Here is an 18968-nt window from a genome sequence, read left to right on the forward strand (position 1 = left end):
ATTTATTCCGGTGCGCAACTTTTTCCCCCTATAATTATTCATCAACTTGATGTTTTAGCAGCACAAAACCGCAAAAAAGGCGCAACACCCCTACATTAATAAACGATATTATTTGCTTGCTAAATAGTTAGCTGTCTATTCATCAAGGAAATAGTCTCATGGCTATAAAAATAAAAGCGCTGGCAATCACGATCGGCGCAGCAGTGGCAGTAACCTCGTTTACTACTCAGGCAGAGATTACCCTCGTAAAGCAGGATCCGGCAGCAGGTGATGCGCTGAGCCGCCTCAATTTTACCGTGGGCGGCAGCATTCGTCCCCAGTTCAACAGCATGACCGGCGATGGCGATAAAGGCTCTTACAAACGTAACGGTTTTGACGGCGGTACGCGTTTCCGTTTCGCGGCTGATTACTACCTGTTTGATGACATCAACTGGACCAACTACTACGAAGTGGGCGTTAATATTCCGGCCGTTTTTGACTGGGATAATCACTATGCCAAAGGGGCAGATGATACCAGCCGCCGAATGCTCTATACCGGCTTTAAAAGTAAAACCTGGGGCGTGCTGACCTTTGGCCAGCAGAACAGCGTTTACTACGACGTGATCGGGGCCAAAACCGATATCTGGGATTACGACATGATTGGCCAGGCGCCGGGCAACGGTATCAACGGCGATTATGATGGCTCCTACCGTTCACGCAAAATGCTGAAGTATAAGAAGACCGTGGGCGATGCGGATATCTACGCCTCTTATCTGTTTAACGACAACTATAACCCGATGAACGGCCTGCGCTATGAGCGCACCGGCGGCGGCGCGCTGGGTCTCGACTATCGTCTGACCTCCGAACTCACCTGGGGTACGGCATGGAACTACACGCGGGCAAAAATCTACAATCCGCATAACAGCGACAGCAAAACCTGGGATCAAAACATCGTCGGTACGGCGCTAAGCTGGTCGCCGGATCGCTGGACCCTCTCCGTGGGTGGCGGCTGGTATCAGAACTTTATGACCACTAAAAAAGTCTCTATCGACCACTACTTCGCCGGTGATGCGTGGGGGATTGAGTACTTCGCGGGTTACAAAATCCCGGTGGGCCAGTATGCGCTTAAATCTGTCCAGCCCTACGTGATGGGCGATCGTATTGAATACCTGAATGGCCGCGACTACCTGCGCACCGATAACGGGGTTGGGGTTACCTTCCAACTCGATTACGGTTTCCGCGTTGATTACGAGCACGTCTTTACCTCTAGCACTGACGATCTGGGTGATATGAACCTGGTGCGTCTGCGTTACGACTTCTAATAAGCATCTTGTCCCCGGCGGCGCGTGCGTTTGCCGGGGTACAGCTATCTATATGAAATTTTTTCAATTACCGCCGGGCCGGGTTTATGCCATCTTAACGGTCTGCGTTATGCATAAATTGTCAAAAAAGCGTGCTGCTTAGTCCGGCGCGTCATACAGCAAACACAATACACTTTGGGAGAATCTATGGGACGTCGTCTCAGCTTTCGTGCCAGCGTTGCTGCACTGCTCTTGGCCTGTGGTCTACCGTTTGCCCACGCCAGCGATCCGCACACCATCACCTTCGGCGTCGCGCCGGGTCCCTACGGCGATATGGTCAAACAGGCTATTGCCCCTTCGCTGAAGGAGAAGGGCTATAAGGTCGTGGTGCGCGAGTTTAGCGACTACGTTCAGCCGAACATGGCGCTCTCTAACGGCAGCATCGATGCCAACCTGTTCCAGCACTCGCTCTATTTAGACAAGTTCGCTGCCGATAAAGGGCTGAAGCTCACGAAGCTGATTGTCGTTCCCACGGCGGGCATGGGCCTCTACTCCCACAAGGTTACCAGCGTCGATCAGCTGAAGAAGGGCGATATCGTTACCCTGTCCAACGATCCCACTAACCTGGCGCGCGGCCTGCGTTTCCTTCAGGCGATGCAGCTGATTACCATCAAAGAGAATATCGATCCGACCAAAGCCTCCGAGCGCGATATTGCCAGCAACCCGAAGGGGCTGGTGTTTAAACCGCTGGAAGCAGCGCAGCTGCCGCGTACGCTGGATAGCGCCAGCGCCGCGCTGGTAAACGGTAACTTTGCTATTGCCGCTGGCCTGAAGCTCTCTTCCGCCCTCAAGCAGGAGCAGCTGGACGAGAACCTGAAAAACGTTATCGCGGTGCGCACCGAAGATGCCGATAAGCCGTTCGCCAAAGACATTGTGGCTGCGGTGCAGTCTCCGGCCTACCGGGCGGTGATTGACGATCCGAAGAACATCTTCAACGCCTTCCAGAAACCAGAGTGGATGCATGATTGAGCTAAATAACGTCTGCGTTGATTTTCCCGCAGGCAAGGGGCCCACGACCCGGGCGGTGGACGATGTCAGCCTGCACATTACGGCAGGGGAGATTTTTGGCATCGTTGGCACCAGCGGCGCAGGGAAAAGTACCCTGCTGCGCACCCTGAATGCCCTCCAGCGCCCGAGTCAGGGCGAGGTGAAGGTCAACGGCGTGGTAATCTCGGCGCTGGAAGGCATCACGCTGCGCAAGGCACGGCAGCGCATCGGCATGATCTTCCAGCACTTTAATCTAATGCACACCCGCACCGTGGCGCAGAACGTGGCGTTCAGCCTGAAGGCTGCGGGCTGGGCCAGCGGTGAGATTGCGCCCCGGGTTAAAGAGATCCTGGAGCTGGTGGGCCTTGCCGATAAAGCAGGCCGCTTTCCGGCGCAGCTGAGCGGTGGGCAGAAGCAGCGGGTGGGTATCGCCCGCGCGATTGCTAATCATCCTGACGTGCTGCTCTGCGACGAGCCGACCTCGGCGCTGGATCTGGAGACCTCCGCGACGATCCTCGCCCTGCTGAAAGAGATCAACGTCCGGTTAGGGATCACCATCGTACTGATCACCCATGAGATGAACGTGATCAAATCGATCTGCGACCGGGTGGCAGTGATGTCCGCCGGCAAGGTGGTTGAGCTGGGCGAGGTGTTTGATATCTTCGCCCACCCGCAGCATCCCTTTACCCAGCAGCTGGTCTCACACACCTTGAACCTGACTCTGCCAGAGCGGCTGCAGCGGGATCTGCCGGGGCAGCTGGTGAAAATTCTGTTCATCGGCGATTCCGCCGAGCAGCCAGTGCTCTCTGAGGTGGCAGTGATGTATGGCGTGGCGGTGAATATTCTGCATGGCAAAATTGAGTATCTCGGCGAGCGGGCGCTGGGGATCCTGGTGGTGCGCTTAACCGCCGCCGATAACGCGGCTGCGGTCGATGCCGCCGTCGACCATATCCGTCAGCGTACAGCCCAGGTGGAGGTGCTTCGTGGATGATTTACTGGCCGATCTGAGCCTGGCTTTTGGCGAAACTTTCCAGATGCTGAGCATCTCAACGGTGCTGGCTATCGTCGGCGGTCTGCCGCTTGGCTTTCTGATCTTCGTCACCGATCGGCACCTCTTCTGGCAGAACCGCGCGGTGTATCTCATTAGCTCCGTGCTGGTGAATATTATCCGCTCCGTGCCTTTTGTGATCCTGCTGGTGCTGCTCCTGCCGCTCACGCAGTTCCTGCTTGGCAATACCATCGGGCCGATTGCGGCCTCGGTGCCGCTCTCGGTTGCCGCCATCGCTTTCTATGCCCGGCTGGTAGACAGCGCGTTGCGCGAGGTGGATAAAGGGATCATTGAGGCCGCCGAAGCTTTTGGTGCCAGCCCGCTGCGTATCATCTGCACCGTGCTGCTGCCGGAGGCCAGCGCGGGTCTGCTGCGTGGTTTGACTATCACTCTGGTAAGCCTGATCGGCTACTCCGCGATGGCGGGGATCGTCGGCGGCGGCGGGGTAGGGGATCTGGCGATCCGCTACGGCTACTACCGCTATGAGACGCAGGTGATGGTGGTCACCGTCGTGGCGCTGATCATTCTGGTGCAGGTTGTCCAGGTGTTGGGGGACTGGCTGGCGAAGCGCGCCGACAAGCGAGGCCACCGCTGACTAACCGTTTTGCAACCAGCCGTTGACCTCCTGCCACGAGCCGCGAAAGACAATCTTCGCGGCTCTCTTTTCTAACTGATAGCGGTACATGGGATCGTAATACTCCTTCAGTAACGGCACCAGCCAGGCATCATGGCCGCAGGTATCGCCGCGCTGCTGCTGGATCGCCAGAGCGGTATCAAGGTGCGCGCTGAGTTCGGCAAAACGCTGCAATCCCAGACGGCGACGAATGGCGAACAGTCCGTGGTGCAGGTATTCCGCATAGGACCGCCAGCCCGCCTCCTCGCCATGCGCTGCGGTAAAATCGCGCTGCATACGCACAAAGTAGTCGTGATGCAGACGCGCCACGCGCAGGTCAAACGGATCGTCCACCACTGCGACAGGCGACTCCACCATGCGAGCATACAGGCATCCCGGCAAATGGTTGCCGCCGATCGTTCGGCCTTCATCTTCCAGCACCAGGCGCGCCGCGTCGCGTTTAAGCAGTTCTACCGCCAGCGCGTTTTCAAAGCTTGCCTGCGAAAGCTGTGGCTGCAGCGTGCGACCAAATGACGATCCACGATGGTGGGCCAGATTTTCCAGATCGATGCCGTCAGGATGCTGGCGCACCAGATCGGTTTTACCGCTGCCGGTGCAGCCGCCGATCAGGATCAGCGGACGCTGGACGCGCTGCTCCGTCGCGGTTATTGCCGCCTGACGTAGTGCCTTATAGCCGCCGCGAATTAACGGGTAGTCAATGCCTGCCTCGCGCAGCCACTGTTGTGTGATATGCGAACGTTGGCCGCCACGGGCACAACACAGATAGCCGTCGGGATGATGCAGGCAGGCATTACGCCATGATTGAATGCGCTGTTCACGCGTGATGCCAGACACCAGTTGATGCCCGAGCTTTAACGCGGCCTCAGGGCCGTGGCGTTTATAGCAGGTACCGACCGCCGCACGCTCTTCGTCGTTCATCAACGGGAGATTGATCGCCGACGGCATTGCGCCTTGGGCAAATTCAACCGGGGCACGCACATCCAGCAGGGGGGTATCAGCGGTGAGGATCGCGCAATAATCCATGCCTTCGCTCATGGGACTTCCTTCTGCACATCAAAGAGCAACGTTGTACGTCAGATCGCGCTATTTTACGCGCCCATTTGTGCGGTGGAAGCAAAAAAAGGGTATGAGGAGCGGTACGACCGGGTTGCACTTGCGCTTACCCGGCGTACATGACAAAAAATGCGGATACGCTTAACCGAGCTTCGCACACGCCCATGCGATACCGCTGGCATACTCCGGCGGTAATAGCGGGATAATCGCTTCCAGGGTTGCGCTCAGGCGGTCGGTATCGCTGTCGTTGAGATTCAGGTGTCCCACTTTACGGCCAGCGCGCACCTCTTTGTCGTACCAGTGCAGATGCACCAGCGGCAGCTTCAACCAGTCGTAGTTGAGATCGCTGCCAATCAGGTTGATCATCACCGACGGGGCATTGACTACCGGCTTCGGCAGCGGCAGGTCGGTAATCGCGCGCAGGTGCAGTTCAAACTGGCTGATCGACGCGCCATTTTGCGTCCAGTGGCCGCTATTGTGTACGCGCGGAGCCAGCTCGTTAATCAGCAGGCCGCCAGGGGTCACAAAGCACTCCATCGCCATCACACCGACGTAGCCCAGCTCTGCCATGATCGCGCCCAGCATCGCTTCGGCCTGTGCCTGCTGCTCAGCGTCGGCCAGCGGGAAAGCGACGCTGGTGCGCAGGATCCCGTCCTGATGCAGGTTATGGGTCAGAGGATAGAACACGGTGCTGCCGTCGTGGCCGCGTGCGCCAACCAGCGACACTTCGCCGCTAAAGTTAATCCCCTGCTCGACGATGCACTCCCCGTAGCACTCCGCTGGCAGCGTTTCGGTTTCACCGGCACGCAGACGCCACTGGCCCCGGCCATCATAGCCGCCGACCCGGCGCTTAACAATCGCCAGCTCACCCAGGGAGTCAAACACCGCTGGCCACTCGTCGGCGCTGGCCAGCAGCTGCCACGGCGCGGTCGCCAGTGAGAGACGGTCAAAGAGCTGCTTTTGGGTAAGGCGGTCGGCAATAATCGGAAAGACGTCGCGATTAACAAACGCCGGATGACGTGCCAGCTCGCGGGTCAACGCCGTTTCCGGCCAGCGCTCAATCTCAGCGGTGATCACGCTCTGCGCAAAGGGTACAGCTTCCGGCTCGTCGTCCAGCCCCACTGGCCAGACGGCGATGCCTAGCGGCTCACCCGCCTGACGCAGCATTCGGCCTAGCTGGCCGTTACCGAGAACGCATACCTGCTTCATGCCGCACCTCGCGGATCCGGATTATCCAGCACGTCGTCGGTCTGGGCTGTACGCCACTCTGCCAGACGCTGATGCAGATCCCGGTCGTGGGTAGCAAGGATCTGCGCTGCCAGCAGCGCCGCGTTGGCGGCTCCGGCTTTACCAATCGCCAGCGTTCCGACGGGAATACCGCGCGGCATCTGAACGATAGAGTAGAGGCTATCGACCCCGCTGAGCGCCGCGCTCTGCACCGGAACACCCAGCACCGGCACCAGGGTTTTGGCTGCGATCATGCCCGGCAGATGCGCCGCGCCGCCTGCACCAGCAATAATCACCTGATAGCCATTCTGCTCTGCGCCTTCGGCGAAGCTGAACAGTTTATCCGGGGTGCGGTGGGCAGAAACGACTTCAACATGGTAGGGAACATGCAGGATATCGAGGACTTCAGCGGCGAACTGCATGGTTGCCCAGTCACTTTTGGACCCCATCACGATGGCGATACGTACCGGATTATTGCTCGAAGACATGCGTCTAAAAACTCCTGTGGATGTGCGGCATAGCGCGTAACAGGGCACAGAGAATAGCATGGAAATAACGCAAGGAAAACGGTTGCGCAGCTAACATTGCGGGCAAAATGGCTAAGCCATTAAAAGGAAAAAGCGATAAGTTCGACCTGATGAGGGGTAACTTTGATCATCGAGCCTTCGCTATGCCAGGCCCCTAATACGCAGCGAAAAGCCGGTTCGCCGTTGGCGGTCAGCTCGTGCACTGCCGGGCGGTGAGTATGGCCATGGATAAGCCACTGTACCTTATGGCGTTCCAGCGCATGGCTCACTGCCTGCTGGTTCACATCCATAATGGTGAGCGATTTGCTGCTGTTGGCCGCTTTGCTGTCGGCGCGCATCTTCGCGGCCACCTTATGGCGGATAAACAGCGGCAGGGCGAGAAACAGCGTTTGCAGCCAGGGCTGGTGAACCTTCGCGCGAAACGCCTGATAGCCCGCGTCGTCGGTGCAGAGGGTATCGCCGTGCATAATCAGCACCCGGCGACCGTAGAGGTCGAGCACCACCTCTTCCGACAGCAGGGTCATGCCGCTCTCGCGAGCGAAGCGCTTGCCCAGCAGGAAGTCACGATTGCCGTGAATAAAGTAGCAGGGGACGCCGCTGTCGCTTAGCGCCTTGAGAGCGGCCGCGATCTGCTGATGCAGGGGATTAGGATCGTCGTCGCCAATCCAGGCTTCAAAGAGATCGCCAAGAATATAGAGTGCATCGGCTTCCCGCGCCGTACCGGCCAGAAAACGCAGAAAACCGGCGGTGATCGCCGGTTCTTCTGTACACAGATGGAGATCTGCGATGAAAAGCGTCGCCACGATTACTCGCTGACGGTCACGTTTTCGATGAGCACGTCTTCTTTAGGAACGTCCTGGTGCATGCCGCTACGACCGGTAGAGACCGCTTTGATTTTGTCGACTACGTCCATACCTTCAACCACTTCGGCGAATACGCAGTAGCCCCAGCCCTGCATGTTTTCACCGCTGAAGTTCAGGAAGTCGTTGTCTGCCACGTTGATAAAGAACTGGGCGGTAGCAGAGTGCGGTGCCTGGGTACGGGCCATCGCCAGCGTGCCACGGGTGTTTTTCAGGCCGTTGTTCGCTTCGTTTTTGATCGCGTCTTTGGTTGCTTTCTGATTCATGCCCGGCTCAAAGCCGCCGCCCTGGATCATAAAGCCGTTGATAACACGGTGGAAAATGGTGTTGTTGTAGAAACCTTCGCGGCAGTAGTCCAGGAAGTTCTTAACAGTTTCAGGCGCTTTGTCATCGAAAGTTTTGATTACGATATCGCCGTGATTAGTGTGGAAAGTAACCATTTTTGCATCCTGTTCCGGTAGTGTAGAGCATCGACCCAGCTGTGGGTCACGTATAGTCGCCTGTTATAGCATAACCGCAAGGTTCGATCACCTTGCAAAGGGTGCTGCTTCGGTTATCAATTATGGGTATCATACTGAGTTCATTCTCCACACACGTCTCAACGGAATCTTTGATGCTAAAAATTTATAACACCCTGACGCGCCAAAAAGAGGAATTTAAACCTATTCATGCCGGGAAGGTTGGCATGTACGTGTGTGGTATCACCGTTTACGATCTCTGTCATATCGGCCACGGCCGGACCTTCGTCTCCTTTGACGTGGTCGCGCGCTACCTGCGTTTCCTCGGCTATGAGCTGAAGTACGTGCGTAACATCACCGATATCGACGACAAGATCATCAAACGCGCTAACGAAAATGGCGAGAGCTTTGTCGCGCTGGTGGATCGCATGATCGGCGAGATGCACGCTGATTTCGACGCCCTGAATATCCTGCGTCCCGACAGCGAGCCGCGCGCCACCCACCATATTCACGAAATCATCGAGATCACCGAGCGCCTGATCGAACGCGGCCATGCCTACGTGGCTGACAACGGCGACGTGATGTTCTCCGTGCCCACCGATCCTAACTACGGCAAGCTGTCGCGCCAGGATCTGGAGCAGCTGCAGGCCGGGGCACGCGTCGAAGTTGCCGAGATCAAACGCAACCCGATGGATTTCGTGCTGTGGAAGATGTCCAAGCCGGGCGAACCGAGCTGGCCGTCACCATGGGGCGAGGGGCGTCCGGGCTGGCACATCGAGTGCTCGGCGATGAACTGCAAGCAGCTGGGCCACCATTTCGACATTCACGGCGGCGGATCGGATCTGATGTTCCCCCACCATGAAAACGAAATTGCCCAGTCCACCTGCGCGCACGACGGCGAGTACGTGAACTACTGGATGCACTCCGGCATGGTGATGGTTGACCGCGAGAAGATGTCCAAGTCGCTGGGCAACTTCTTTACCGTGCGCGACGTGCTGAAGTATTACGATGCGGAGACCATCCGTTACTTCCTGATGTCCGGTCACTACCGCAGCCAGCTCAACTACAGCGAAGAGAATCTCAAGCAGGCGCGTTCGGCGCTCGAGCGTCTCTACACCGCGCTGCGCGGCACCGACAAATCCTTTGCCGCGGCGGGCGGCGACGCCTTTGAAGCGCGCTTTGTTGAGGCGATGGACGATGACTTCAACACCCCGGAAGCCTACTCGGTGCTGTTTGACATGGCCCGCGACGTTAACCGTCTGAAGGGGGAAGATATGCAGGCGGCGAACGCTATGGCATCCCATCTGCGCAAGCTGGCTGCTGTGCTCGGCCTGCTGGAGCAGGAGCCGGAAGCTTTCCTGCAGAGCGGTGCGCAGGCGGACGACGGTGAAGTAGCCGAGATTGAAGCTCTGATCCAGCAGCGTCTTGATGCCCGTAAAGCAAAAGATTGGGCAGCGGCAGATGCGGCACGCGATCGTCTGAACGAGATGGGGATCGTGCTGGAAGATGGCCCGCAGGGAACCACCTGGCGCCGGAAGTAAAACGCACGGGTTTTGTAGGCCGGGTAAGCGAAGCGCCACCCGGCAATGCCCTGTTAAGCTGACTCGCGCGTCACCAGCTGTCCTGAGAGGGTAATGCGCTGGGTCAGCAGATCCGGCTCTTTGATTTTGCGGATCATCAGCGATGCCGCCTGGCGTCCGGTCTCTTCGCTTGCCGACGATACGTAGGTGAACGAGGGCGACGTTAAGTTCACGTGCAGCATATCTTCGAAACCGACCAGCGCTACCTGCTGCGTCAGAAACACATCTTTCCCTACCGTACGTCCAACATGGTGAATGCCGGAGAGTGAGCCGATCATCGCATCAGGCGAGTGGCAGAGCAGGGCGGTGATGGTGTTGTTCTTCTCCAGCAGCTGCCGGGTCGCATGGCTCGCGGCGTGGGTTCCCTCCATGCAGGCCGGCGTCGACTCCTCCCGGGTGACCAGCCCGTACTGGGTCAGCGCGCTGCGAAACCCGGCCAGCCGTTGCTGGCGGATCAGGCTGTTTTCCGCGCCGCCGATATAGGCGATGCTGCGGTGGCCGCGCTCGATCAGGTAGCGGGTCGCGAGGCTGGCGGCCTGGCGATTATCGCGCATCACCAGGTTGCACTCCTCCTCCAGCAGGGATTGCGATACCACAACCAATGGCAGAGGGCAGGTGCGGATCGGCGTAGGCAGGCGAGAGGTGGTGGCATCGGAGGCGAGGTAGATCACGCCAGCCACACCCTGCTGCTTAAACGAGAGCAGGCAGCGTTCAAGGCTGTCGCTATCGTTGAGGGGCTGGCTGAGAAAGACCATGTAGCCTTGTTTCTCCAGCTCCAGCACGGTGCTGGCCATCACCTTCACCGAGAAGCTATCGCTAAAGTCACGCAGGATCAGGCCAATCAGGTTCGAGGTATTGGCGCGGAGATTGGCTGCCGCCACGTTGTGGACGTAGCCGAGCGCGTCGATCGCCTGCTGCACCTTTTCAATTGTGGCGGTCGATATTTTTCCTTTTTGGCGAAGCACCAGCGAAACGGTGGAGACGGAGACGCCCGCCAGTTTCGCGACATCAATAATGCTAACCTTCTTCAAATCCACTCCCTGAACTTAACGGCTATGCAGTCAACGATGAAAAAGTCTCCTGTACGATACAGGAGACCTTATCACCTTAACAGCGTCAGGTTACTTGCCTATCATGCCCGACATGGTCTGGGCGATAAACTGCGCACGCGCGCCGAAAATGACCTGAATACCGTTATCGCCAACGAATACCACGCCGCGTGCACCGACGCCGTTCAGGCCGTCTTTGTCCACCAGCTCGCTCTTCGCGACTTCAAGGCGCAGGCGGGTGATGCACGAGCCCACTGAGCTAATATTCTGCGCGCCACCCAGCAGGGCCACGATCTCGGTCGCCAGCTCGTCATCGGTTTTATCGTTAACGTTAGCGGTCACTTCGGTACGGCCCGGCGTTTTCACGTCGAAGCGGCGGATCACAAAGCGGAAGGTGAAGTAGTAGATCAGCCCCATCGGGATGCCGACGATAATCGCGTTCAGGAAGTTGGTCTGGTATCCGTTAAACGACGGCAGAATACCGAACGAGATATAGTCGATCAGGCCCGCCGAGAAGGATTTCGCGATGTGCGCATGAAGCAGGTACATGCACATATACGACAGCCCGGCCATGATGGCGTTGAAGACGTAGAGCACCGGCGCAACGAAGATAAAGGTAAACTCAACTGGCTCGGTGATCCCGGTCAGGAAGCAGGTCAGCGCGGCAGAGAAGAGAATACCGGACGCGATCTTTTTGTTACGGGTATGCGCCTCATGGTACATCGCCAGACAGGCGGCAGGCAGGGCAAACAGCATCAGCGGGAACTCGCCCTGCATGAACTTACCGGCGTTTTGGTAGGTGTCGCTGCTGAACGATTTAGCGCCTTCTTCCAGCATTTTGAACCAGATGGTCTGGTCGCCGTGAATAACCTGGCCCGCCTGGGTGGTGTAGTCGCCAAACGAGTACCAGAACGACGGATACCAGATATGGTGCAGACCGAGCGGGATCAGCGCACGTTCCACCAGCCCGAAGATAAAGGTCGACGCGGCCTGGTTATCGCCGTTCACCACCACCGAGAGGGCATCGATACCCGCCTGGATATGCTGCCAGACGTAGGGCAGCAGCAGGCCGAGCAGGAACGACAGGAACGCGGTGGCAATCGCCACAAAGCGTTTACCAGAGAAGAAGCCGAGGAATTCCGGCAGCTGCATGGTGTGGAAGCGGTTGTAGCACCATGCGGCCAGGATGCCGCAGATCAGGCCGCCAAAGACGCCCATCTGCAACGTCGGAATGCCGACCACCATGGCATACTTGCCGCCCTGGGAGGCCATCTCTGGGGTAATCGACAGCACCGTGCCGATGGTCATGTTAGTGATAAACACCGAGACCGCCGCCGAAAGCGCGGCAATACCGGACTCCGACGCAAGGCCTACCGCAGAGCCGATAGCAAACAGCAGCGGCAGGTTATCAAAGATAACCCCACCGGCGTTCATCATCAGCGGCAGGTGAAACTTATCGCCAAACGCCAGCAGCAAACCTGCGGCAGGCAACAGTGAGATTGGCAGCATCAATGCGCGGCCAATCATTGATAACTTCGAGAGCGATTTTACGAACCCCGACAGCAGACTCATGCGGTTTTCCCCCAATTATAGAAACCCTGGTGATGGCGTAATTGTTGTTAGTAGAATTGTAAGTAGAACGTTTTAGTAGAACGTTTTACTTATCGTGATTTAAGCCATGGCAGGCCGCAACAGAAATCTGCTGTGAAGTCAGACGAATTTGTTATTCTTTGACGTGGATCGAGCAATGGCCCTTATGAATTAAGGGCCATTAAGGCGAGATTAATCAGTTACAGTGATACTTTGGCCGTCAAACGTGACCGTTTGTCCTGCCACGATCTTGCAGCGCTTGCGAGTTTCTACCACGCCATCGACGCTGACCAGGCCATCGGCAATAAAGTTTTTCGCCTGTGCACCGCTTTCACTCCAGCCTTCCAGCTTCAGCAGATCGCACAGCTCAACATGCGGATGTTTACCTAAAGAGAACGTTGCCATCTTATGCTTCCTTTACGTCGTGATACTCTTCGCACGCCTGCAACGTATTCTGAATCAGCGTTGCGACGGTCATCGGGCCTACGCCGCCCGGAACGGGGGTGATATAGGCGGCACGCGAGGCGGCGTCTTCATATACTACGTCGCCGACCACTTTGCCGCTCTCAAGACGGTTGATGCCCACGTCAATGACGATCGCACCCTCTTTGATCCACTCCCCAGGAATAAAGCCCGGCTTGCCCACGGCGACGATCAGCAGATCGGCGTTCTCAACGTGCTGGCGCAGGTTTTTGGTGAAGCGGTGGGTGACGGTGGTGGTGCAGCCTGCCAGCAGCAGCTCCATGCTCATCGGGCGGCCCACGATATTGGATGCGCCAATCACCACGGCGTTCAGGCCGTAGGTATCGATGTTGTAGCGTTCCAGCAGGGTCACGATACCACGCGGGGTACAGGGACGCAGACGCGGCGCACGCTGGCACAGACGGCCTACGTTGTAGGGATGGAAACCATCAACGTCTTTATCCGGCGCGATACGCTCCAGCACCTTCACGTTATCGATGCCTGCTGGCAGCGGCAGCTGAACCAGAATGCCGTCAATCTCACCGTCGGCGTTAAGCGTGTCGATCAGGGCCAGCAGTTCAGCTTCGCTGGTGGTTTCCGGCAGATCGTAAGAGCGGGAGATAAAGCCCACCTCTTCACAGGCTTTGCGTTTGCTGCCAACGTAGATCTGCGACGCAGGGTTGCTGCCCACCAGCACAACGGCCAGCCCAGGGGCGCGAAATCCTGCCGCAACGCGGGCCTTCACTTTTTCCGCAACCTCAGCGCGCACCTGCTGCGCAATCGTTTTACCATCAATAATCTTTGCTACCATCAGAGAGAAGATTCCATCTGTAAATTGAAGGAGAGGGGATTGTGTATAGTGTGTCAGAAGCGCGCCGCGCTGTCAGTTAACGTTTGCATTATTCGCACGGCGAGGGGACGTAAAGTGCGGCTCGATGCTCATTTCACCAGCATCTGACGCCAAAGCCATTGACTCAACGGGCGTTGACCGTATAATCCCAGGCGTTTCCACCGTTTAGGTGGGGCATCTCGCGCAATGCGCCCTTAGCTCAGCTGGATAGAGCAACGGCCTTCTAAGCCGTAGGTCACAGGTTCGAATCCTGTAGGGCGTGCCATCTAGCTTCAAGGCGTTAACCCTTCTTCAAACTGAATGATTTGTCATAGCGCTTAGCTCACAGTTTTGGTGACGATATGAATGCTTTCGAAATGGAAAAAAATCTGCATGAAAGCGGATTCACGGGCAAAGATATTACTACTTTACGTCATTATATTGAAAAAGAGGGTTCATCGTATCCTGGGCTATTAAGTGAGCTTAATATAAGATTTATTGCTGCTATGATACTCGTCTTAATCATGACAGGTGTTTGGATCTATACAGTTGCGTATAAAGATCAGGTTACTATCATTGCTTATTCAATAACAATGCTGATAGTTGCTCCGATATTTTATTTTCTCACCCCGCTTAAGTTAGGCTATAAAGCATTCCGTTACATGCGTAAAAGATAAGTTATTGCTTATTTGCGTATATGGATTGCCATTGAATCGGTGTATGTTTTTAATTCTTTATATGTAGATATTCTTTTTCCTCGGTAATTTCATAATGCGTTAAAGTTTTCAGCTTTTATTTTGTGGTTTTTATGAACTGACCATTTTCTAATTCATAGCGCTCATCTGTTAATATACTAACCTGCCCATCTTTATTACTGACCACCTCCATTAGCTTATTCTTATCGATGCAATTTGCATTCACCTTAAAATCTTCGAAGCATAATCTATCGTATTTACCGATGGGTTTGTAACCCTCATTGAAATCCCAAAAGCTAATATGGTATTGACCATTCCCCGAGGCGGAAGGAGTGTTAAAATACTCTCTCATCATTGAGCTGTTATTCTGCCACCATGTTATTTTACCTTGATCGGTATAGGGATAGTTCTCAACTAAGACATCTATATAACTACCATCTCTATGAATGCCTACAATCTTTGTAGGTAGAAAAAGTACGAAGGCAGTATAGGCAGCTACTAATAATAGTAAGCCAGCTGAGATTGCGGTTCCATATCGCATCGTTTTTACATTATCCTGTTATAAGTCGTATCCCCTTGAACTATAAGATAAGACTAAACCTTGTTTGAATCAGGTTCAATAGTGGGGGCTTCGTTAATGATTTTATTGCCTCTATTCATCACTTACGACATTAAATAGACGTACGGACGCTAACAATGACCGACCAAACCTACTGGAACCGCATGGTTCCTGAACTGACCGTAACGGATTTCCCTGTCTCGCTGCATTTTTACGTCGAGGTTCTCGGCTTTTCCGTTATGATCAGCCGCCACGATCCTGAGTTTGCCTACGTTTGTATGGGCGAGGCGCAGCTGATGCTTGAGCAGTACCACGACGGCGGCTGGAATACGGCGGAACTCGTGCGGCCGCTGGGGCGCGGCGTGAATTTTCAAATTGAAGTGGATGATGTCGATCCGATCCTCTCCCGCCTGCAGGCCAATGGCGTTGCGTTATATCGCCCCCTTCGCGACAACGTCTACAGCACGGGCGACACGGAGGCGTGCCAGCGGGAGTTTCTGGTGCAGGATCCTGACGGCTATCTTCTGCGCTTCAGCCAGTACCTCGGCTAGCCGTTCATCCTGGCCAGCAGCAGGTTTGAACAGCTCTCCGGCGCGTCTATTGCGCGCTGCTTCTCGGCAGCACTAAGCTGCTCCCAGGCGTGAAGCATATCCTTGCCCAGCGATGAAGAGAAATGGGTTTTCTTCAACGCATAATCCGAATTACCCCCCTCAATCATCTGTTCCATCTCGGTCAGTTCCGCCTCAGGCGAGCTGCTTTTCACCGAACAGAGTACGGAAGCGTAGTAGGCCTTATCCTCATCGCTATAGTGCGGAACCAGCCACCAGGCCAGCAGCGCAACCATGGCAACCAGCAGGATAACAGTGCGGGGTTTAACTCTTTTCATATCAGTAACGGCAGCCGTAAAAAATTGAGTCGATAGTATAGCGCCTTTGCTTAAACAGAAGGACTACGGTAATGCCTGCTACACTCGCATAAGGATATCTTGTGGAGGACACATGAAATTAGGCTTCGCTTGTAAGTTTCTGGACCCGGATTTAAAGCAGCGCTTTCCCTTTAAAGCCACCACCCGTACACGATTTTTGAGTCTGGAGAGCGAAGCGCGCTCAACGCTGATCTACACGCTATCAGCGACCAACCTGACCAACCTCTATCTGCTTTTTCAAGAGCTGGCGCAGCTGCCCCCCGCGCTGCGGATGATGCGCATCGGCAGCGATCTGCTGCCGCTCTATACCGTGCCCGAGGCCACGGCGCTGTATAAAGAGTTCTTGCCAGAGCTCTATCCGTTATTTACCAAATGCGGGGAGTTTGCCCGCGCTAACGACATCCGCCTCTCGTTTCACCCTGGACAATACTCGGTTCTCGCCTCGGATAATGTGCTGGTCGTGGAGCGCGCGCTGGAGGATGTGGAGTACCATACGCTTTGCGCCACGCTGATGGGCTATGGCAAAACCTTCCAGGATTTTAAAATCAACATTCATATGAATGGTAAAGCGGGATTTGCCGGTTTCAAAAGCGCGTTCGGCAGGCTCAGCCCAGAAGCCCGGCAGATGCTGACCGTTGAGAACGACGAGATCTCCTGCTCGCTGGACGATGTGCTACAGGCGAAAGATCTCTGCCCCATCGTGGTGGATATTCATCATCACTGGGTGAAAGAGGCTGAGTTTGTCCAGCCCAACGACCCGCGTATTGCGCTGGTTAAGGCGTCATGGCGGGACGTCAGGCCGGTGATGCACTACTCCATCTCGCAGGAGGGGATTATCCCCGAGCAGGGCTTCCCGGAGCAGAGCAGCCTTGGTGTGCCAAAAACCAAGCTCAGGGCGCACTCAGATTTCTTCTTCAACCCGACGCTAAATGATTGGGCGCTGTCGTTTGCGGATTTCGACATCATGTGTGAGGTGAAGATGAAAAACCTCGCCCGCGACAGGCTCTATGAATACGTATTATCAAAATGAACTGACAATGATGCCAGGCAACGCGTAAATATAAATTTAGGGTAATAGCACATAAACACCAGAATAAACAGAATAACCTGTGCAATATACGCAGGGATTCTGCTATGGGCAAAGGCAGACCAGCTATTTACTTAATAATATAACGATAACTTTATTACAAAACACAATGATATCAACGCATTCTATTTCTGTTTACTTAATCATTCACAACGTGAATAATTTGGGTTAATTTATAGATAGAGAATCATGAAAAGAAGAGCACTGTTTAAATCACTGATAGGTTTGGTCGCCGTGACTGCTACAGGCGCAAAGGCAGGCTATAGTAAGCGTAAGTCTAACGGCATAATGCCATTATATACTTCCTCTTATAATATCAACTATTCAAGCTCTGCCCGCGATAATGCCATCAATCTGAATAAGCTGATCGATAATGCGATTGCGCAAGGCAGGGCTATCATTGTAGATGAAGATGCTATAATTGATGATGTAAATATTCCTGTGCGGAAGAAAACTGAGGTGTTTTTTTATTGTGGTGGCGGGCAGTTAAAGGGACTGTATCGTCGGGAATCTATTCCATTAGGTGCTCCAACGAACGTAAGAGTCAGTAATGGACTATGCCAATCGGGCATGACACAGTTTTATCTTGCTAAAAAGCCTAACGTCGTTATTATGGGGGACAGTATTTCAACCGATGGCCCTAATGCACTCTCTAATGCGGATAGTATGGTTTCAATTATTACCAGAAAGATTGTTTCTGATAACAATGGGAGAAAGATTACTGTTACTAATAGAGCGATTGGCGGACAAACCTGGCTCAATGCTAATACAAAACCCACTGGCTTTCCCCTATGGTATGAAGATACGAGTAAAAACTGGCTAGACTATGTAAGAAATGACTCTCCTGATCTTCTCATTCTCGCGTTCGGTATGAATGATGCCAATGGTTTTAATGCAGGTGCAGTACATGCTGTTGTAAATAAAATAAATGAATGGGATAAAGTCCCTTCCTTATTATTTATCACTAATCCTGTACCGGCCATTTCTACTACATGGTGTAATGGAAGTGGTTTTTATGCGACCATTTATCAGGAGGGCCGTGACTGGGCTGCCGGATATGCGCGTAGCTATGCTAAATTTTATGGCTATTCAATCCTGGATATTAACCGCCAATTCTGTCTGCTACGCGATGGGCGAGATTACATTGGGATCCCCCTTGCGCAAAAAAACATATATAAACAATCTTACATCAAAGATACCTCTTTGATAGTGCGGGATTTTTCCCTTAAAGGGGACATTGCATCATGGCCTATCAATAAAACACTTGCCGTGAAAGTTGGTATAGGGGAGCTGGATATCGTCTATCTTACTAATAGTGAAGGGAAGCTCAAGATAACCGCCTTCTGTGAGGGCGATCATATCAATGCATACTATACCGTTCAAACATCAGCATTAATTGTGCCAGGAACTATGATGGACATTAGTGTTCAAGATAATGTGTTTACTCTTTTCGCTGGGAAAAATAAGGTTATATCATTTAATCTGATTCGCACCGGGGGCGAAATGCCTATTTCGGTAGAGTACACAGACGTACCTAATAGCGGGCCTTTTGCATCAATTATTGTGTGTGCTGGAAACTTTTTACAATGTGTGTATACAGCACGCGATAGCGATATCTGGGGGCATGATGACGGCACTGCCAACACTAAGCTACCGGAAGGCGGAAATGGCATAAACCATTACAGTTCAAAGGGACTCGCCCTTATTGTTGAGCCTGTGGTTGAAGCTTTTGATTGGCGGCCTAAAAGTGTCGAAATCTCAACGCCGATAAATGGATTTAGCGTTGGAGTTGCAGCACAGTCACCCGTTTTAGTGACAAGAAAGGGAAATATAGTGTCGCTGGTGGGGCGCTTGTCATGTTCCAAAAATTCCGGCGTTCTGTTTACTCTCCCTGCGGAATATCGACCATCAGCGCAAAAAATAGTCTCTACTGCCTCTATTGAATCTGACGTCTGGAAGCTATGTATGCTTGATATTGAGCCAGACGGCACAGTACATCTCGGCTTTGGTAGTGCAAGTGCAATGCTTTCCTTGGATGGTGTTTCATTTGAGATTTAA

The 18968-nt window shown here is 54.2% G+C and carries 20 protein-coding genes and 1 tRNA gene; 10 read left to right on the forward strand and 11 right to left on the reverse strand.

The window, feature by feature from the left end:
- The first annotated feature begins 158 nt into the window (after positions 1-158).
- The 4 genes from NR795_RS01020 to NR795_RS01035 all read left to right on the forward strand — a co-directional run bounded on the left by NR795_RS01020 (position 159) and on the right by NR795_RS01035 (position 3970).
- A complete protein-coding gene (locus tag NR795_RS01020; RefSeq protein ID WP_144814198.1) occupies positions 159-1301 on the forward strand; it encodes a porin in 1143 nt (380 codons plus the stop codon).
- Between the two features lie 186 nt (positions 1302-1487).
- On the forward strand, positions 1488-2309 hold the full coding sequence (locus tag NR795_RS01025; RefSeq protein WP_222889757.1) for a MetQ/NlpA family ABC transporter substrate-binding protein: 822 nt from the start codon (positions 1488-1490) through the stop codon (positions 2307-2309).
- Entirely contained in the window at positions 2302-3318 is a 1017-nt protein-coding gene (sfbB, locus tag NR795_RS01030) for a virulence-associated ABC transporter ATP-binding protein SfbB (protein WP_257756767.1), read from the forward strand. The genes NR795_RS01025 and sfbB overlap by 8 nt, the downstream gene beginning before the upstream one ends.
- A complete protein-coding gene (locus NR795_RS01035; protein WP_144814189.1) occupies positions 3311-3970 on the forward strand; it encodes a methionine ABC transporter permease in 660 nt (219 codons plus the stop codon). Before sfbB ends, NR795_RS01035 begins: the two co-directional genes overlap by 8 nt.
- Here the strand turns inward: NR795_RS01035 and mnmH are convergent, their stop codons facing one another.
- The 5 genes from mnmH to ppiB form a co-directional block, all read right to left on the reverse strand.
- A complete protein-coding gene (gene mnmH, locus NR795_RS01040; protein ID WP_257756768.1) occupies positions 3971-5044 on the reverse strand; it encodes a tRNA 2-selenouridine(34) synthase MnmH in 1074 nt (357 codons plus the stop codon).
- A 159-nt stretch (positions 5045-5203) separates the two neighbouring features.
- The gene (purK, locus tag NR795_RS01045) at positions 5204-6271 is read right to left on the reverse strand and encodes a 5-(carboxyamino)imidazole ribonucleotide synthase (protein WP_257756770.1); all 1068 of its coding nucleotides are present in this window, start codon (positions 6269-6271) and stop codon (positions 5204-5206) included.
- The gene (purE, locus tag NR795_RS01050; RefSeq protein ID WP_144814179.1) at positions 6268-6777 is read right to left on the reverse strand and encodes a 5-(carboxyamino)imidazole ribonucleotide mutase; all 510 of its coding nucleotides are present in this window, start codon (positions 6775-6777) and stop codon (positions 6268-6270) included. The genes purK and purE overlap by 4 nt, the downstream gene beginning before the upstream one ends.
- Positions 6778-6896: 119 nt before the next feature.
- A complete protein-coding gene (gene lpxH / locus NR795_RS01055) occupies positions 6897-7619 on the reverse strand; it encodes a UDP-2,3-diacylglucosamine diphosphatase (RefSeq protein ID WP_144814176.1) in 723 nt (240 codons plus the stop codon).
- A gap of 2 nt (positions 7620-7621) precedes the next feature.
- Positions 7622-8116, reverse strand: a complete 495-nt coding sequence (ppiB, locus tag NR795_RS01060; RefSeq protein ID WP_144814173.1) for a peptidylprolyl isomerase B — start codon at positions 8114-8116, stop codon at positions 7622-7624.
- Positions 8117-8289: 173 nt separating this feature from the next.
- On the opposite strand from ppiB, the gene cysS reads away from it, so the two are divergent.
- Positions 8290-9675, forward strand: a complete 1386-nt coding sequence (cysS, locus tag NR795_RS01065; RefSeq protein ID WP_257756772.1) for a cysteine--tRNA ligase — start codon at positions 8290-8292, stop codon at positions 9673-9675.
- A gap of 53 nt (positions 9676-9728) precedes the next feature.
- Here cysS and malI read toward each other — a convergent pair whose 3' ends face one another.
- From malI to folD, 4 genes are all read right to left on the reverse strand, one after another.
- A complete protein-coding gene (gene malI, locus NR795_RS01070; RefSeq protein ID WP_144814168.1) occupies positions 9729-10745 on the reverse strand; it encodes a Mal regulon transcriptional regulator MalI in 1017 nt (338 codons plus the stop codon).
- A 90-nt stretch (positions 10746-10835) separates the two neighbouring features.
- Entirely contained in the window at positions 10836-12335 is a 1500-nt protein-coding gene (locus NR795_RS01075) for a PTS transporter subunit EIIC (RefSeq protein ID WP_042391739.1), read from the reverse strand.
- 210 nt (positions 12336-12545) lie between these two features.
- Positions 12546-12758: a ribosome-associated protein YbcJ gene (gene ybcJ / locus NR795_RS01080; protein WP_103821474.1), complete on the reverse strand. Its 213-nt coding sequence runs from the start codon at positions 12756-12758 to the stop codon at positions 12546-12548.
- A gap of 1 nt (position 12759) precedes the next feature.
- A complete protein-coding gene (gene folD / locus NR795_RS01085; protein WP_144814165.1) occupies positions 12760-13626 on the reverse strand; it encodes a bifunctional methylenetetrahydrofolate dehydrogenase/methenyltetrahydrofolate cyclohydrolase FolD in 867 nt (288 codons plus the stop codon).
- Between the two features lie 227 nt (positions 13627-13853).
- On the opposite strand from folD, the gene NR795_RS01090 reads away from it, so the two are divergent.
- Positions 13854-13930, forward strand: a tRNA-Arg gene (locus NR795_RS01090).
- Positions 13931-14006: 76 nt separating this feature from the next.
- Positions 14007-14321 carry a hypothetical protein gene (locus NR795_RS01095; protein WP_257756773.1) on the forward strand — a complete coding sequence of 105 codons (315 nt, stop codon included), beginning with the start codon at positions 14007-14009 and terminating at the stop codon, positions 14319-14321.
- A 115-nt stretch (positions 14322-14436) separates the two neighbouring features.
- Here NR795_RS01095 and NR795_RS01100 read toward each other — a convergent pair whose 3' ends face one another.
- Complete coding sequence (locus NR795_RS01100; protein WP_257756774.1) at positions 14437-14880, reverse strand: DUF943 family protein; 444 nt, start codon at positions 14878-14880, stop codon at positions 14437-14439.
- Between the two features lie 155 nt (positions 14881-15035).
- Here NR795_RS01100 and NR795_RS01105 point away from each other — a divergent pair, with 155 nt between their 5' ends.
- Positions 15036-15449 carry a VOC family protein gene (locus tag NR795_RS01105; RefSeq protein WP_257756776.1) on the forward strand — a complete coding sequence of 138 codons (414 nt, stop codon included), beginning with the start codon at positions 15036-15038 and terminating at the stop codon, positions 15447-15449.
- On the opposite strand, the gene NR795_RS01110 is transcribed toward NR795_RS01105, so the two are convergent.
- Entirely contained in the window at positions 15446-15784 is a 339-nt protein-coding gene (locus tag NR795_RS01110) for a hypothetical protein (protein ID WP_257756777.1), read from the reverse strand. The genes NR795_RS01105 and NR795_RS01110 overlap by 4 nt on opposite strands.
- Positions 15785-15896: 112 nt before the next feature.
- Here NR795_RS01110 and NR795_RS01115 point away from each other — a divergent pair, with 112 nt between their 5' ends.
- A complete protein-coding gene (locus NR795_RS01115) occupies positions 15897-16853 on the forward strand; it encodes a UV damage endonuclease UvsE (RefSeq protein ID WP_257756778.1) in 957 nt (318 codons plus the stop codon).
- 246 nt (positions 16854-17099) lie between these two features.
- Positions 17100-18968 (forward strand): SGNH/GDSL hydrolase family protein, encoded by a 1869-nt coding sequence (locus NR795_RS01120; protein WP_257756779.1) that lies wholly within the window; start codon positions 17100-17102, stop codon positions 18966-18968.

This window comes from Pseudescherichia sp. L3, from assembly GCF_024656065.1.
In the GTDB taxonomy this organism is placed as follows: Bacteria; Pseudomonadota; Gammaproteobacteria; order Enterobacterales; family Enterobacteriaceae; genus Pseudescherichia.